The sequence below is a fragment of the Leuconostoc sp. XM4 genome, from assembly GCF_055698815.1.
The window spans coordinates 1739503-1755070 of sequence record NZ_CP134507.1; the positions used below are offsets into that span (position 1 = coordinate 1739503).

Here is a 15568-nt window from a genome sequence, read left to right on the forward strand (position 1 = left end):
GAAATTATAGTCCTGTCGTAATTGAGCCGTAGTTTTCGATGAAATAAACTAACGTCTGTAATTCATTTGTTAAGTCAACGTTTTGCACACGAACACCAGTTGGAACAGTCACACGTACTGGTGTAAAGTTCAAAATACCTTTGACACCCGTTTCGACTAACTGGTTGGTAATTTCTTGTGCAACACCTTGTGGAACCGTTAGAATGGCAATATTGATACGTTGTGCTGTTATTTGCTCTTGTAACTCTTCCATTGAATAAATTGGTACACCTGACAAAATTGTGCCTGTACGCTTTTCGTCTGCATCAAATGCTGCTGCAATACGCATATTTGATGATTGATGGAAATTAAAGTTTAATAAAGCTTGTCCAAGATTACCAGCACCGATTAAAGCCACATTAATTAAGCTGTCTTGGTCCAATACATTGGCGAAAAAATCTAAAAGCGCTTTGACATCATAACCGTAGCCACGCTTACCTAGCGCACCAAAATATGAAAAATCTCGACGAATTGTTGCCGCATCGAACTTAATAGCTTCACTCAACTCTGAGGAAGAAATTCGTTCCTTGCCAGCATCATGTAAAAATGTTAGATAACGAAAATATATAGGTAGCCGCTTAGCAGTTGCACGCGGTATTTTAGGTTGTTGAGTCATAATTATCTCCATTAATTAAACTTGTGAACTTTTGCATAACTAGTATACCATATATAAAAAAGGTTTTACCAAAAGATAGTGATGTTTTCACAATGATGTCAGGATTGTAACAATTCAAAATCCAATCCCGGATCCGTGTTTAAATCTAAATCAGCAAAAATATTTTTCTTGTAATTCCAATAACCCGCAGCACCAATCATTGCTGCATTATCCCCTGTATACTGCATCGGAACAGGGATAAATTCTGTCTTTGGAAAATCGTTTAATAGCATAGTCAATTCTTCACGTAATTGAGAATTTGCGGCGACACCACCAGCTAATACAAAACTTTTAACAGGAAAATTTTCTAATGCTCGTTTTGTCCGACCAATTAATGCATCAACAACAGCATTTTGAAAGCTAGTCGCCAAATCATTCTGATTGATTGTTTCCTCTTTTTGATTGGCGTGATGTACATAATTAATTACCGCACTCTTCAAACCAGAAAAACTAAAATCATAGTTATCTTCATGTGCCATGGCAGTTGGAAATTTAATGGTTGGTTGGCCTCTATGAGCCATCTCATCAATTGTCTTCCCAGCAGGATACGGCAAATTTAATAGCCGCCCAACTTTATCAAAGCTTTCCCCAGCTGCATCATCACGTGTTTCGCCAATGACTTCAAATTGGTTTTCTTCACGCATCAATACAAGTTCAGTATGTCCACCAGAAACCATTAATGCCATCGCTGGATATTTAATTGGCTTGTTAAAATTTGCCGCCGCAATATGACCTGCTAAGTGATTAACTGGAATAACTGGCAAACCATGCGCCAGAGCAAATGTTTTCGCCCCCATTAAACCAACTAATAAAGAGCCGACTAGTCCCGGCCCATATGTCACAGCAACCGCATCAAGCGCTTTGGGTTCTACATGAGCCGTGTTTAAAGCATCATTTAGTACCCGAGTAATCCATTCAATATGATGTCTACTGGCCACTTCAGGAACAATACCACCAAAGCGTTGATGTGAATTAATTTGGGTAGCCACACTGTTGCTTAGCACAATGTGACCGTCTTCAACAATGGCGACACTTGTTTCATCCGCACTTGATTCAAAGGAAATTATTTTAGTCAATTTTTTTCTCCATCATAATTGCATCATCACCATTTCTATAATATTTTTCACGACGATAATACTCTGTAAATCCCAGCTTTCTATATAATGCTTGGGCGCCACCATTTTGTGCAGATACTTCAAGCAAAAATCGAGTAACTTGCTTCATATTAAAAATATGTTTAAAAATGTTCTGTGCCACACCTTGTTTTTGATAATCAGGATGTACTGCAACACTAACAATTTCAGCTTCATCAAGTATTGTTGTGACACCAACAAAGCCACCATCCCCGATAAAATAAGCTGTCCTGGGACTAGCTAAATCATGTTCAAAAACGCTTTTGGGCCAAGGGGATGATCCAAAAGCAGCATCGGCTATATGCCATATCAAGTCAATATCTTCAGTTGTTGCTCGTCGAATCATCAAAGTGTAATGCCATTGATACCGCATCTTCGCGATTATCGAGGTAATATCCTTTCTTAATACCTGTTTGCTTATAGCCCAGTCGTTCATACAATGCCAGTGCGCCCAGGTTGGACACTCTGGCCTCCAGAGTCATTGATGACACACCTGTTTTTTTAGTAAACAATTTTAACTCTTGCATGAGTATCGTGCCTAAGCCGCTATTTTGCCATACCGGTAGGACAGCTATATTAGTAATGTGCATGTCATGAATGTCAGTGCGCAAAGCAGCACCAGCAAAACCAACAATTTGACCACGCCGTTCAATGACTAAATACAGTCGGACATGCGGACGTGACAGTTCACTCACAAAATCACGTAAAAGCCATGGTGCTGAACCATTATAAACTGCTTCTTCAATTTTTATTAGCATATCGATGTCTGACATCGTAGCTCGCCTTAATAAAAATGTTGTCCCTTGGACATCAACGACTTTTTCGGTATATTTTGGCAAACTATTTAATAAATGCTTTGATTTTCTAAATTTCAAAAACATAGTTTTCTGGTTTATCCTCACCAGGATGAGCAGCAATCCAGTTCAGCTCTGCTTGCGTTTTGCGTAGATAATTTGGATTAAAATCCTGAATATTCTCTGTAGGTGTTTCTTGCAATCCAAGTGTTACAAGACCCACCCCATCCGGTAAACTCTCTTCTGGTGACAAAATTTTTGCGCGCTCACCAAAAAGCGTTTGCATTTCATCGCTAAATTCTGAGGTGTCACCCAGAAAAGTAATTGGTTCGTCCTTTGCTTCCAAAAAAGCAAATAAATTTGTAATTGGCTGATGAGATTCAGTAAATATACTCACACCATTTTGATATACACCAGCAAAAACGTTTCTATTGCGGGCGTTAAATAATGGTACCACTAGCCCGTCAGCTTTAACTTGTTCCGCTAAAATTGCTAAGCTAGATACACCACATAATTCAGCACCCAAGGTATCGGCTAAAACTTTTGCCACTGTGACACCAATTCTTAATCCCGTAAACGATCCTGGCCCTTGAGCCACAACAACACGATCAATATCTTGTAGTGTCCAATTTTCAGCAGCCACAATATCTCGAATGGCTGGTAGCAACTGAATGGAATGGTTACGTGCTACATTGGTAGTGAAAACGTTTTTTACGCTATTATGTTCTGCCAAACTCACTGTTAGTGGTTGGTTACTTGTATCAAATGCTAAAATCTTCATAAGTTTAATTTTATCACAAATAATAAAACTTGAATGAGAATTGTTATATTTATTCGTAATCATAAAAACCGTTATAGAGCACAAAAAAAAACGCCAATGGCGCTTTTTCTAAATATTACTTTGTTGCTTCCTTAACTAACTCAATCACTTCGTCATTCGTTTCAACGTCCAATGCTTTTTCAGCCAACACTTTCATGTCAGCTGTATTGAGCTTTTTCATCAAGGAACGAGTTTGCAAAACAGATGGTGCACTCATTGAAAACTCATCTAATCCCATACCCACTAATAGTGGTACTGCCACAGGATCACCAGCCATCTCACCACACATTGCGACAAACTTGCCCTCTTTGTGTGCAGCTGAAATCACAGTATTAATTAATCGTAAGATAGACGGATTATATGGTTGATACAAATACGCCACACGATCATTTCCACGATCCGCAGCCATTGTATAGGCAATCAAATCATTCGTACCAATGGAGAAGAAATCAACTTCTTTGGCAAATTTATCGGCTAAAATTGCTGCAGCTGGAATTTCTATCATAATGCCCAACTTAACTTCACCCGTAGCCACACCCGCTTTTTCAAGCTTTTCACGTTCTTCAAGGTAAATTTTTTTAGCAGCACGGAATTCGCTTAATGTTGCAATCATTGGGAACATAATCCATAAGTTGCCAAACGCAGATGCCCGTATCAATGCACGTAATTGCGTGCGAAAAATATCAGTCTGATCCAATGAAATACGAATGGCACGATAACCTAAGAACGGATTCTCTTCTTCAGGTAATTTCCAATAATCAAGATGCTTATCGCCACCAATGTCCATCGTACGAACTGTAACGGGCTTGTCACCCATTTGTTCGACAACAGATTTGTAAGCCTCAAACTGTTCATCTTCGGTTGGTAAATGATCAGATTCCATATACAAGAATTCTGTTCGATACAAACCAACGCCTTCAGAACCATTGTCTAAAACAGCTTGCATATCTTTTGGTGCGCCAATGTTAGCACCAACGATAAATTCTTTACCATCAGCAGACACTGATTTCTCATCTTTTAACTTAGCCCATTCCGCACGTTGTGCGAAATAATCGGCTGCCTTTTTTTGATAAGTAGCAAGTGTATCGGCATCAGGATTAACAATTACATCACCTGTCAAGCCATCAACAATGACCAAATCACCACTAGAAACTTCAACTGTTGCTTTTTCAGAACCAACCACCGCTGGAATTTCCAACGTACGTGCCATAATTGATGCATGAGCTGTTCGACCACCAAGGTCAGTTAGAATACCTTTTACGAACTGACGATCTAGTTGCGCTGTATCAGAAGGAGTTAAATCCTTTGATACAAGAACTACTTCTTCATCAATTAGTGCTGGATTAGGCAAAGAAATGTTCAATAAATGTGACAAAATGCGCTTCGTTACGTCGCGAATATCTGCTGCACGTTCTTGCATATATTCATTATCCGTCATCGCATCAAACATACTGATGTACATATCTGTGACTTCTTTGACAGCTTGTTCAGCGTTAACTTTGTCATCTTCTATTTTTTGTTTAATTGCACCAGACATTTCTGGATCAGCCAAAACCATTAGGTGTGCTTCGAATACTTCAGCCTCTGCAGCACCTAAACTTTCGGTTGCCTTTGCCTTTATCAATTTAACATCATCACTAGAAGCCTTCAAAGCATCGTCGACACGTGCTTGTTCAGCCGCCACATTTGTTACTGTTGTCTTCTCAAAAGACAAATCTGGATCAACTAACAAGTAGGCTTTAGCAATTGCTACGCCGTTACTTGCCGCGATTCCTTTGAAGTTTTTCGTCATTTTATTCTGCTAGTCCTTCTGTAGCCATTGCTTCAGCAATTGTTGTCATTGCTGCTTCTTCATCAGCACCCTCAGTCTTAATAGTAACATCGGCTCCTTGACCAACACCCAATGACATTACACCCATGATTGACTTCAAGTTAACATCCTTACCTTGATATGACAAAGTAACATCTGAAGCAAACTTTGAAGCTGCTTGTACTAACAAAGTTGCTGGACGTGCGTGAATACCTGTTTCTGCGATGATATGAAAGTCTTTTGATTGTGCCATGTTTAAAATTCTCCTTTGTGCTGTTAATCAGCTTCTGAATATAGTTTATCAAAGCGCTTACAAAATATCAAGTAGAATATTGCACAAATCATTGTTATATCAAGCACTAAAGCTAGAAATGCCTATTTACCGGCTTTTTCAATGAAAACGTTTACATTGATTTTGCGTCCTCTTTTCTGAAAAATAGATTGTTCATACTTGAAACAACTTATATCCACAATAAAAAAGCGTTAAACATCATCAGTTCAACGCTTTTTTCTCACTTAAAATTTTCATACAGGCCATTAACAAAGTCTAGCCAGTACTGTGGATTTAGAGGTTCTCCCGTAGCATCTTCCAATACTTTATTAGGGTCTACAGCTCCACCATATTGCCAAACATTCTCCTTACGCCATTCAAAAATTGGTGAATAATCTCCCGATTCAAAGATAGCTTTAAAATCTAACGTCTTTGTCATGGTTGCTCTAAATTGAGCTGCATATAAATGACCGAGTGCATAACTTGGAAAGTACCCAAATGATCCGCCCGCCCAGTGAATGTCCTGTAAAATACCAGTCAAATCATCTGGCACTTCTAAACCAAGATATTCTTTATATTTCTTATTCCAGAGTGCTGGCAAATCACTTATATCAACGTTATCGTTAAAAATTGCTTTTTCAATTTCATAACGAATAATGATGTGCAGTGGATAAGTTAGCGGGTCCGCTTCAGTACGAATCAGTGTGGCTTCAGTTTTTAACCACGCTTGATAAAATTGATCAAAATTAATATCATCAAATGTTGGTGCCACAATTGCTTGTAACTTTGGATATTCAACTGCCCAAAATTCTTTTGATCTTCCAACCATAACTTCATTAAACAACGATTGTGATTCATGAATACTCATGCTGATTGGCAAAACTGAACGTACATCATCATACTTAGAATCAACATTTTGTTCAAAGAGTCCATGGCCTGCCTCGTGGAGAATGCCTAGAACTGCCATTTGAAAATTATTTTCGTCCCAGCGTGTGGTGATACGAGCATCATCACGATTCAGAGCTTCCATAAATGGGTGGATCGTATCGTCTAGCCGGCCCTTATTTAGGTTGTAACCCAATCTTTGTGCAGCCGCCATAGCATACTTACTTTGTTGTACCTTAGTGACCTTACGACTTAAAAATTCATCGTTAGGTATCGAATCATTGGCTGACAATTTGTGACGCAATGTTGTGATACCATTCTTAACTTGGTCGAATACTGCATCCAATTTTTCGACAGTTAATCCTGGTTCATATTGATTTAATAAAACATCGTATGGTGTTTTTTCATTTTTTTGCCATAGCGGAATGAATTGCTTCAAATAGCTAATAATTCGTTCCAAATATGGCTGATAAACTTTATAATCATTAGCCTCACGCGCTCTTGCCCAAAAATCTTGTGCTTCCGAAAGTGTTTTCTGAAAAGCAATAAAATCTTGTTCAGGAATATTCTCTGTCATACCAAAATCTTTACGTGCCTTTTGAAGCACAAGATGACCTAGACTATCTAATGATGAATCGTCAGCTTCCAAATCTTCTAATATCTTTTTTCGAGCACTTCCAGTTGAAACTTGAAATAACTTTTCAGCTAAATATGCGTCCATCTCTGCACGAAAATGTCCCGCATCCTTTGGCATCCCCGTCAAAGCATCCCAACCTGAAAGTGCAGCTATTTGTGTCAAAATAGTCTGCTCTTTAACTGAATCAAATAAATCATGTTGTGTCGTCATACATAGCTCCTATTAGAATATTTTTAGTTAATAATCATTTTATCATTTCATTTGAAGAAATGTGTCATCATTGATCATTATTTAGAAAACTGTCTTAATTAAAAATAAAAAAGAAACTAGACCTATTAGCAGATTTAGTTCCTTTTATTTTTAGTTTTGAAATTCCTGATTTCCCGCTGCTTTACCTAAACGATTATTAAAGGCTTTACCAATACCAATCGGCGGCATCTTTTGAACGTAAATCGTGGTTATCTGACTATCATCATCGTAAAAACGTAACCCAGCAAATAACTGTTCAGTAGCCGTTTCTAAGGTATTTCCTAATGACCACGCCTGATGATTCGTTAATGCCATTTTTTCAATCATATCATCTTGGGCCATTACAACATCATTTGGTGCAAGTACTTGCTTTAATTCTAAGGCATCTAATTCGTCAAACATTACGACATTTTTGTCTGGGGCATAGTGGCGATATTTCATGCCCGGTGCCTTAGGTGTTACATTACTCGCAACAGATTCTGTACTAGTTGCATCAATGACCTTCATTTGTAAGACTTCTTCAAGTTGTGGTTGGGTCACTGCGCCTGGTCGTAAAATAATCGGTGTCGATATTGACATATCGACAACCGTTGACTCAACACCTACTTGTGTTGGTCCATCATCAACAATTCCGGCAATTTTATTTTGCATATCATGCCACACATGCTGTGCTGTTGTTGGGGATGGCTTTCCTGATGTATTTGCACTTGGTCCCACAATTGGTACACCAGCAGCACGAATTAACGTACGTGCCGCGTCGTTAGCAGGTAAGCGAAAAGCAACCGTCTGTAATCCACCGGTCACCAACATGGACACCTTTCCTGGTTTGATAGGTAGGATAATAGTTAATGAACCCGGCCAAAAATGGTTCATCAATTTCCTAGCTTGGTCAGAAATAGTTACAAATTCATCCAATTGTGCAGCGTCTGCTACGGTCATAATCAAAGGATTGTCAGCAGGTCGTCCCTTAGCGACAAATACCTTTTTAATTGCTGATTCATTCGTTGCATCGGCTCCCAGTCCGTAAACTGTTTCTGTTGGAAAAGCAACTATTTCGCCGTTTTGGATAAGTCGGCTAGCTTCTTCAATATCATTTTTTGTGGTTTCAAAAATTTTTGTTTTCATTTTTCTACTCGAATCATGCGATCAAGACCTGAAAAATCTTGTCGCAAAGTTATCTTAGCTTTAGGCAATGCCGCTTGTAATAATTGCTGTACTGCCTTTCCTTGCTTATAACCAATTTCAAAATACGCACGGCCATGTTCAGTTAAATGTGCATCTAATCCACGCGCAATTTTTTTGTAAATTGCTAACCCATCGTTTTCAGCAAATAAGGCTGTATGCGGTTCGAATGTTAACACACTGTCATCCATCTCATTCTCATCACTATTAGAAATATATGGTGGATTACTAACAATAAGATCAAATATCAATCCGCTTAATGCGCTAAAAACATCGCTTTCAACGAAATGTAGATGTGATAAATTAAAACGTTGCGCATTCATTTCAGCTACCGTCAAAGCATCTTGAGAAATATCTGCCGCAAACCCTTTTACTCGGTCATTCTCAAGCATTAATGTTTCGATAATAGCCCCACTACCAGTACCAATATCTAACACAGAAACCGGATGTTTAGTATTACCAGCATCTTTCAAAATCCATTCAACCAGTTGCTCGGTTTCTGGCCGTGGAATCAACACACGTTCATCTACCATAAATTCACGTCCATAAAATGGTGCATGACCTAAAATATATTGTGGCGGCTTATTTTTAACTAATTCTGATACCCAACTAGGCCAAAGTGCGGCTAAAGCTGCCGGCATTTGTCGTGACATATTTGCTCGCAGCATACCATAATTAACATTCAGTGCCCCACTGAGAAGAAAATCAATATTATCCTTAGCATCGTCTGCTGGCATACCAACACTGGTTAGCTCTGAGATGGCCCATTTTTTAGCCTCAAGCAATGAAATTTTCACTGTGGCTGGATTAACTGGCTTTTTGATGTCGTCCCATTCAAACCATTTTGGTGTATTTAATTTGCTCGAAAGTACTTTTGGATCTGGTTTGGATTTTTTAAACTGATCTGGCGTTTCAAAATGCTTTTCAGTCATTTGTTTAGTTCCGCCAACTTTGCTGTTTGATCAGCAATAACCAACGCATCAATAACTTCGCCAAGTTCACCGTTCATAATACGATCCAACTTATTAAGTGTTAGACCAATACGGTGATCTGTTACACGATTTTGCGGATAGTTGTAGGTTCTGATTCGTTCCGAACGATCACCAGTTCCAACTGCTGATTTCCGCTGTGCTGCATATTCAGATTCATTTTGTTGTGCATAAAAATCATAAACACGACTGGCTAACAGCTTACGTGCTTTATCACGGTTTTTAATTTGCGTTCGCTCTTCTTGCATCTTAACCATAATACCAGTTGGCTTGTGAATTAAACGAACCGCTGTTGACACCTTATTGACGTTTTGTCCGCCAGCACCACCTGAACGGAAAAATTCCTCTTCCAAATCTGATTCATTTAGTTCAAAATCAATTTCTTCAAACTCTGGCATGACACCCACTGTAGCTGTTGATGTATGGACACGCCCTTGCGTTTCGGTAGCCGGAACGCGTTGCACACGATGAGCACCAGACTCGAATTTGAGTTTAGAATAAACATTGTCCCCAGTAATCATGACAGCTACTTCTTTGTAGCCCCCCACCTCGGTAGTGCTTTCATCAATAATGCTCATTGACCAATTTTGACGTTCAGCATAACGTCGATACATATCCAACAAGTCCGCAGCAAACAGTGATGACTCATCTCCACCAGCTGCCCCACGTATTTCCATAATAATGTTTTTATCATCATTTGGATCCTTAGGTAGCATCAATATTTTTAACTGTTCTTCCAGTTGTTCTTTTTCAGGTTTTAAGGCACTAAGGTCTTCCTTAGCCAAAGGCGCCATTTCAGCATCGACCAGCAGTTCCTCTGCATCCTGAATATCTTGAATAACTTGTTTATAGCGTGTGTAAACTTCAACAGTTTGACGTATTTCGCCCGCTTCCTTTGAAAGCTTCATGTAATGTTGACCATTATTCATGACTTCCGGATCAGCCAGTTGTTCATTGAGCTCATCATAGTGATCTATAACGGTTTGTAGTGATTGAAATATAGGATCCATTTTACTCTCCAATAATTGTTTTTAGTGGTATTCAGCCCAAAACATCTTGTTTCTTATGTACAAGACCAAAGGTCTTTTGATGAATTGAATTATTTAACCGGAAACATCTCAGTTATTTTATCTAAATCAGGCTTAAACCAATGATGACGACATGTAGGAATATAGGCTTCATCCCCGCCAATAAAAACTTGCGCACCTTCCCGTTGTGGCTTCCCATCAACAATACGCAATTGCGTTGTCGCTTTTTTACCGCAAAATGAGCAAATGGTTTTCATTTCCTCTAACTTGTCAGCCAGCTCTATTAAACGTTTTGATCCTTCGAATAAATGATTGAAGGCATCTTGCTTCAACCCAAAAGTCATTACCGGAATGTTCAAGTGGTCAACCACATAAGCTAGCTGATCAACTTGTTTAGCAGCGAGAAACTGTGCTTCATCAATCAAAACTACTGCTAAATGATCATCTTTCATGCCCTTGATCAAATGGTATAGATCATCTTCTGGTTGGACTGCCACAGCCTCTCTAGAAAGACCGATGCGACTAGCAACGACGCCAACACCAGCTCTTGTATCCATAATTGGTGTCATCAGCAACACCTTGCGCCCTTGTGATTCATAATTATGCGCAACCTTAAGAATTTCAATAGACTTTCCGGAACTCATTGCGCCATATTCAAAGAATAATTGTGCCATATTTTTACTGTGCTTACGAGCAATCGAAAACACGATTCTCCTTTTGATTAACTTAAAAAAGTCCGTGTATATCATAAAAATGATAATATTTATAATCAACATTATTTGTCTAAACGAAAATGTAGACAATACTAGTAATATTATAGCAATATTTACGACAACAAAAAAGCCACGATTATGTGACTTGAGCAGACAAATCTATTATTGATAAAAATCATTCGCTTGTTTCACGACGAACCGTCCCTGGCTTCAACAAATCGGCCCATGTCAGTGTTTTAGACGTTTTATAATTGACCAACTCATTTAAACGGCTAATGGCCACACCATTAGTGGGCGATGAATCATGCAGAATAAAACCATTACCAAGGTAAATTGCAGCATGGAGACGGTCTTCAGTATAGGTATTTGGCGTCACCAGCACATCACCACGCTGCATATTAGACCATTCAACTTCTGTACCAGTTTGTGCTAATAAAGTTGTTGACGCTGCTGATTGCACAACTAACGGCAAACCAGCCTTTCGATAAAACCAAGCAATGAAGGAAGAACAATCAAATTCATTTTTAGCTACAGAACTATCAGTACGACCGCCACCATAAGAATAGGGGCTTTTGCCAACTAAAGTCATACCACCTGAAATAACTTTTTCAATGGTTTCATTGTCACTTTTAACAGACGCGGCAATTTTTTTGTATGCTGTGACAGAATTATTCACGCCATTTTTATCAAAATAATAATAATAGCCATCAATTTTTTTCAAACCATATACCATTTCACCAGTTTGAGGTGAAAAGTAGTATTCTTTTTTGCCAATGGTTTGTAGTCCAGTCAATTTCTTTTTAGTTGTATCTGAAATCAAAAATGTTTTCCCTAAGGTAGTCGTCTTTAAAGTAACTTTTTCACCACTAATTGTTGTGAATTTTTGTGATGTGCTCTTCAATGGCGTTGCTTTCAACACTTTTTGTGGTAATGCTTTTATATTATCCGGTAGGTTGATAACGTTTGTTCTGACCGCATACGTTCCGGCTAAACTAATAATGACAATAGGTACTGCCACAGTCCACCAATGCTTACGCCGTGCATGCTTTTTTGATCTTGATACTTTCTTTCTTGATTTCATTTATCTTAGTTTCCTTCATAAATAAGCAGCTTAAACTTCGTCTTCAGTTTAACAAACGGATCTTATAATAAGATTAAATAATTTTTGAATCCTAGAAAGTTACTGATTACTTATGAACCAAACTTGACAATTCACTAGGTTTTAATTGTGCCAATAACTTTTTTGCAGCACGCCCACGATGTGAATAAGATACGCGAACGTCGATTGGCATTTCCGCAAAAGTCTGACCATTTTCAGCTTCAAACAAGGTATCAAATCCTACCGAAAACTGACCTCGTTCTGCCAAAGCTAACTTAGTTCCGCCTCGTCCGATTGCGCGCTTCACTTGATCATCCGGTGTTAATAAGACAAATAAAGCCTCTAAATAAGCACTTCGATCCATCTCTGATGCATACAACCCTAATAAATATTCATCTTCTTCCTGGATAGATTTAAGTCCCAAACTTTTAAATTCGCGAGCAATAGTTAATCCAAATCTGGCTGGGAAAGCAGCAAAATACGCACCTGTATCATCAGCTAAAATCCATTCTTTTGGCAAAAATTGCTTAATAAAACGTGCCTTGGCTAAAGCATTTTCATATTGATCATCAGTAGTTTCTTCTGGAAAAGTTTTTTCACTCATTATCGAGCGATAATTGACCACTTGGACGCCAAACTCAGCAAATACTTGTTGAATCTCCCGTGTTTTAGCTGAATTGTTAGATGCGATTACTATTTTTTTCATTATGACACCTTTCCAAAATAAATCCACGCTACTATATTATTGTAGTCAGCAGATTATGGCTGATTTTCCGTCTGTTATCTCGTTTTCATTTTACCATGACTAGGGAAGAATGTTTTAGTTAGGCTGTTACCCTACTGTAAAACATCCTTCAAAATTAAACTTTACAAGTATCTATGCAAACATTGTATGAAATTCCCCACCGCGCACTTGTTCATGGTAAAATTAGAATCATGAAAGTGGGGATATTATGACAGTTAAAAGTTCAATTGCACGCGTCACAGCAAAAACTTCGTACTGGTTTTTACGAAATATTTTACATCGTGGTGGAACCAGTTTACCCGGTAAACTAGCTGTTTCGATTGATCCTGACATTTTAAAAACAATTCAACAAGATTTTGATTTGATCATTGTCACTGGAACCAACGGAAAAACACTCACGACCGCCTTGATTACTCGTGTCTTACAAGCTGGTGGCTATCAAGTCATCACTAACCCTTCTGGGTCAAACATGATTCAAGGTATTACCGGAACTTTAGTGACAACCAAAGTAAAAAAATCACCTAACGGTAAAAAGCCACTAGCCGTACTCGAAGTTGATGAAGCCAATGTTGAAAAAATCACGGCAGCAATCCAACCAAAAATGTTTGTACTAACCAATATTTTCCGTGATCAGATGGATCGCTATGGTGAAATTTACACAACTTACGAAAAAATTGTTACTGGAATTAAGAATGCACCTGAAGCGCTTGTCCTAGCCAATGGCGATTCACCTATATTTACTCGCGGTAATTTCACCAACACACGTCGCTATTTTGGTTTTGATCACGTTGTGCCAGCAGATTATAATCCTGATGTTGCACCAATTAACACTGATGGTATTTTGTCACCAACCGATAATTCTGTACTCCACTATGATTTTATTACTTATGCTAATTTGGGAAAATATTTTAGTACAACAGACAAGTTTTCGCGCCCCAAGTTAAATTATCGCATCACTGGTGTGGATCATTTAACACCACGATACTCAACTTTTAGCATTGACAACACACCATTGCGCATTGAAATTGGTGGCTTATATAATATCTACAACGCCCTAGCAGCTTTCTCAGTCGGACGAGAATTTGGTGTGACTCCTGAACAAATCAAAAAGGCATTTGAATCAAATGCTCAAATTTTTGGGCGTCAAGAAGCCATTGATGTTGACGGTAAAGATGTGATCATCGTTTTGATTAAGAACCCCGTCGGCACCAATTCAGTAATCGATATGATGCTCACCGAAAAAGATGAATTCTCTCTTTTGGCGCTGTTAAATGCAAATTACGCAGATGGCATTGATACTAGTTGGATTTGGGATGCTGAATTTGAGAAATTGCATGATACAAAAATACAAGCCGTAGCCACTGGTGGCGAACGTTATAAAGATTTACGCGTGCGTTTAAAGATGGCTGGTTTTACAGACCAAGCCGTTTATGAAGATCTCTCAGAAGTCGTGACGGCTATCAAGTCACTGCCAACTAAAAAAGTTTATATTGCTGCTACTTATACGGCAATGCTGCAATTGCGCGAACAATTAAGCGCTAAGGGCTACATCAAAGGAGGTTTCTAATGGCTGATTATGATATTTCTGTGGCTCATTTATATGGCAACCTAATGAACACCTATGGTGATTATGGTAACATAATCGCCTTAACCTATTATGCTAAGCAAATTGGTGTTGCCGTTGATTACCATTTGGTATCTCTTGGGGATGAATTTAATGCTACCGCATATGATTTTGTCTTATTTGGTGGAGGACAAGATTATGAAGAGACTATTGTCGCCCATGATCTGAAATCTAAAGCGCAACCAATCCAAGATTATATTGAAAATGATGGTGCATTGTTAGCCGTCTGTGGTGGTTTTCAATTGTTAGGTAAATATATGCTCATGGCTGATGGAACAAAAGTCGATGGTATCGGTGTAATGGATCACTACACCACCAATATGCATGATGAAAAATTGACAACGCTAAAAGACGAGCGATTAACCGGTAATATTGTGATCAAAAACAACGAAACTGGTGAAACCTACCATGGATTTGAGAATCACCAAGGACGTACTTTCCTAGGTGAAAGCGAACGTGCATTAGGTACTGTTGTTTCCGGTAATGGTAATAATGGTATGGATACCACCGAAGGTGTTATTTACCGCAACGTCTACGGCTCATATTTCCATGGACCGATTTTCACACGCAACGGTAATTTAGCTAAGCGTGTCTTAACAACAGTCTTAAATAAAAAGTATCCGACTATTGATTGGCAAGCAAAGTTAAATGTGATTGAAACAGAGACATTTTAATAACCATAAAAAAGCAACAGCTGTCCGAACAGTTGTTGCTTTTTAAATATTTTTGTCCTGATTATTTAGTTTCTGATGTTCTTCGGCTTGTTGCTTCTTAACCTTAGTAACTTCTCTATGATACCAACGCATAATCATGACCAGACCCACTGTTGAAATCAACATGGCAATGACTACCCAAATAAAAAATAGAATTAATTTTGTATCTTGTGACATTATTA

Annotated in this window: 17 protein-coding genes; 2 read left to right on the top strand and 15 right to left on the bottom strand. The window is 38.5% G+C overall.

What is annotated here, in order from left to right; all coding sequences use genetic code 11:
* Positions 1-4: 4 nt before the first annotated feature.
* The 14 genes from RHP64_RS08810 to RHP64_RS08875 form a co-directional block, all read right to left on the bottom strand.
* Complete coding sequence (locus tag RHP64_RS08810) at positions 5-655, bottom strand: redox-sensing transcriptional repressor Rex (RefSeq protein ID WP_011680372.1); 651 nt, start codon at positions 653-655, stop codon at positions 5-7.
* A 98-nt stretch (positions 656-753) separates the two neighbouring features.
* Positions 754-1770, bottom strand: coding sequence for a tRNA (adenosine(37)-N6)-threonylcarbamoyltransferase complex transferase subunit TsaD (gene tsaD / locus RHP64_RS08815; protein WP_011680373.1), 1017 nt, complete (start codon positions 1768-1770; stop codon positions 754-756).
* Positions 1763-2173: a ribosomal protein S18-alanine N-acetyltransferase gene (rimI, locus tag RHP64_RS08820; protein ID WP_011680374.1), complete on the bottom strand. Its 411-nt coding sequence runs from the start codon at positions 2171-2173 to the stop codon at positions 1763-1765. The genes tsaD and rimI (RHP64_RS08820) overlap by 8 nt, the downstream gene beginning before the upstream one ends.
* Positions 2151-2708: a ribosomal protein S18-alanine N-acetyltransferase gene (rimI, locus tag RHP64_RS08825; RefSeq protein ID WP_014325103.1), complete on the bottom strand. Its 558-nt coding sequence runs from the start codon at positions 2706-2708 to the stop codon at positions 2151-2153. Before rimI (RHP64_RS08825) ends, rimI (RHP64_RS08820) begins: the two co-directional genes overlap by 23 nt.
* Positions 2692-3402 (bottom strand): tRNA (adenosine(37)-N6)-threonylcarbamoyltransferase complex dimerization subunit type 1 TsaB, encoded by a 711-nt coding sequence (gene tsaB / locus RHP64_RS08830; RefSeq protein WP_462785045.1) that lies wholly within the window; start codon positions 3400-3402, stop codon positions 2692-2694. Before tsaB ends, rimI (RHP64_RS08825) begins: the two co-directional genes overlap by 17 nt.
* A 115-nt stretch (positions 3403-3517) precedes the next feature.
* Entirely contained in the window at positions 3518-5233 is a 1716-nt protein-coding gene (gene ptsP / locus RHP64_RS08835; protein WP_011680377.1) for a phosphoenolpyruvate--protein phosphotransferase, read from the bottom strand.
* 1 nt (position 5234) lies between these two features.
* On the bottom strand, positions 5235-5504 hold the full coding sequence (locus RHP64_RS08840; protein WP_002815800.1) for a phosphocarrier protein HPr: 270 nt from the start codon (positions 5502-5504) through the stop codon (positions 5235-5237).
* A gap of 259 nt (positions 5505-5763) precedes the next feature.
* A complete protein-coding gene (locus tag RHP64_RS08845; protein WP_071952325.1) occupies positions 5764-7254 on the bottom strand; it encodes a carboxypeptidase M32 in 1491 nt (496 codons plus the stop codon).
* 150 nt (positions 7255-7404) lie between these two features.
* Positions 7405-8418 carry an L-threonylcarbamoyladenylate synthase gene (locus RHP64_RS08850; protein ID WP_025268473.1) on the bottom strand — a complete coding sequence of 338 codons (1014 nt, stop codon included), beginning with the start codon at positions 8416-8418 and terminating at the stop codon, positions 7405-7407.
* A complete protein-coding gene (gene prmC / locus RHP64_RS08855; RefSeq protein WP_025268474.1) occupies positions 8415-9407 on the bottom strand; it encodes a peptide chain release factor N(5)-glutamine methyltransferase in 993 nt (330 codons plus the stop codon). The genes RHP64_RS08850 and prmC overlap by 4 nt, the downstream gene beginning before the upstream one ends.
* A complete protein-coding gene (prfA, locus tag RHP64_RS08860; protein ID WP_025268475.1) occupies positions 9404-10474 on the bottom strand; it encodes a peptide chain release factor 1 in 1071 nt (356 codons plus the stop codon). Before prfA ends, prmC begins: the two co-directional genes overlap by 4 nt.
* Before the next feature lie 89 nt (positions 10475-10563).
* The gene (locus RHP64_RS08865) at positions 10564-11166 is read right to left on the bottom strand and encodes a thymidine kinase (RefSeq protein ID WP_025268476.1); all 603 of its coding nucleotides are present in this window, start codon (positions 11164-11166) and stop codon (positions 10564-10566) included.
* Positions 11167-11380: 214 nt separating this feature from the next.
* Entirely contained in the window at positions 11381-12286 is a 906-nt protein-coding gene (locus RHP64_RS08870; protein ID WP_014325107.1) for an NlpC/P60 family protein, read from the bottom strand.
* 106 nt (positions 12287-12392) lie between these two features.
* Positions 12393-13010 (bottom strand): non-canonical purine NTP pyrophosphatase, encoded by a 618-nt coding sequence (locus RHP64_RS08875; RefSeq protein WP_011680384.1) that lies wholly within the window; start codon positions 13008-13010, stop codon positions 12393-12395.
* A 247-nt stretch (positions 13011-13257) separates the two neighbouring features.
* On the opposite strand from RHP64_RS08875, the gene RHP64_RS08880 reads away from it, so the two are divergent.
* Together RHP64_RS08880 and RHP64_RS08885 are read left to right on the top strand one after the other, a co-directional pair.
* A complete protein-coding gene (locus tag RHP64_RS08880; protein WP_002815811.1) occupies positions 13258-14616 on the top strand; it encodes a Mur ligase family protein in 1359 nt (452 codons plus the stop codon).
* Positions 14616-15347, top strand: a complete 732-nt coding sequence (locus tag RHP64_RS08885; RefSeq protein WP_150288646.1) for a type 1 glutamine amidotransferase — start codon at positions 14616-14618, stop codon at positions 15345-15347. Before RHP64_RS08880 ends, RHP64_RS08885 begins: the two co-directional genes overlap by 1 nt.
* Before the next feature lie 42 nt (positions 15348-15389).
* On the opposite strand, the gene RHP64_RS08890 is transcribed toward RHP64_RS08885, so the two are convergent.
* A complete protein-coding gene (locus tag RHP64_RS08890) occupies positions 15390-15563 on the bottom strand; it encodes a hypothetical protein (protein WP_002815813.1) in 174 nt (57 codons plus the stop codon).
* Between the last annotated feature and the right edge of the window lie 5 nt (positions 15564-15568).

Excerpts from the sequence above, each read along its gene's own strand:
- RHP64_RS08810 (WP_011680372.1), bottom strand. The coding sequence starts at position 655 with ATGACTCAACAACCTAAAATACCGCGTGCAACTGCTAAGCGGCTACCT.
- rimI (WP_011680374.1), bottom strand. The coding sequence starts at position 2,173 with ATGATTCGACGAGCAACAACTGAAGATATTGACTTGATATGGCATATA.
- rimI (WP_014325103.1), bottom strand. The coding sequence starts at position 2,708 with ATGTTTTTGAAATTTAGAAAATCAAAGCATTTATTAAATAGTTTGCCA.
- tsaB (WP_462785045.1), bottom strand. The coding sequence starts at position 3,402 with ATGAAGATTTTAGCATTTGATACAAGTAACCAACCACTAACAGTGAGT.
- ptsP (WP_011680377.1), bottom strand. The coding sequence starts at position 5,233 with ATGACGAAAAACTTCAAAGGAATCGCGGCAAGTAACGGCGTAGCAATT.
- RHP64_RS08840 (WP_002815800.1), bottom strand. The coding sequence starts at position 5,504 with ATGGCACAATCAAAAGACTTTCATATCATCGCAGAAACAGGTATTCAC.
- RHP64_RS08845 (WP_071952325.1), bottom strand. The coding sequence starts at position 7,254 with ATGACGACACAACATGATTTATTTGATTCAGTTAAAGAGCAGACTATT.
- RHP64_RS08850 (WP_025268473.1), bottom strand. The coding sequence starts at position 8,418 with ATGAAAACAAAAATTTTTGAAACCACAAAAAATGATATTGAAGAAGCT.
- prmC (WP_025268474.1), bottom strand. The coding sequence starts at position 9,407 with ATGACTGAAAAGCATTTTGAAACGCCAGATCAGTTTAAAAAATCCAAA.
- prfA (WP_025268475.1), bottom strand. The coding sequence starts at position 10,474 with ATGGATCCTATATTTCAATCACTACAAACCGTTATAGATCACTATGAT.
- RHP64_RS08865 (WP_025268476.1), bottom strand. The coding sequence starts at position 11,166 with ATGGCACAATTATTCTTTGAATATGGCGCAATGAGTTCCGGAAAGTCT.
- RHP64_RS08870 (WP_014325107.1), bottom strand. The coding sequence starts at position 12,286 with ATGAAATCAAGAAAGAAAGTATCAAGATCAAAAAAGCATGCACGGCGT.
- RHP64_RS08875 (WP_011680384.1), bottom strand. The coding sequence starts at position 13,010 with ATGAAAAAAATAGTAATCGCATCTAACAATTCAGCTAAAACACGGGAG.
- RHP64_RS08880 (WP_002815811.1), top strand. The coding sequence starts at position 13,258 with ATGACAGTTAAAAGTTCAATTGCACGCGTCACAGCAAAAACTTCGTAC.
- RHP64_RS08885 (WP_150288646.1), top strand. The coding sequence starts at position 14,616 with ATGGCTGATTATGATATTTCTGTGGCTCATTTATATGGCAACCTAATG.
- RHP64_RS08890 (WP_002815813.1), bottom strand. The coding sequence starts at position 15,563 with ATGTCACAAGATACAAAATTAATTCTATTTTTTATTTGGGTAGTCATT.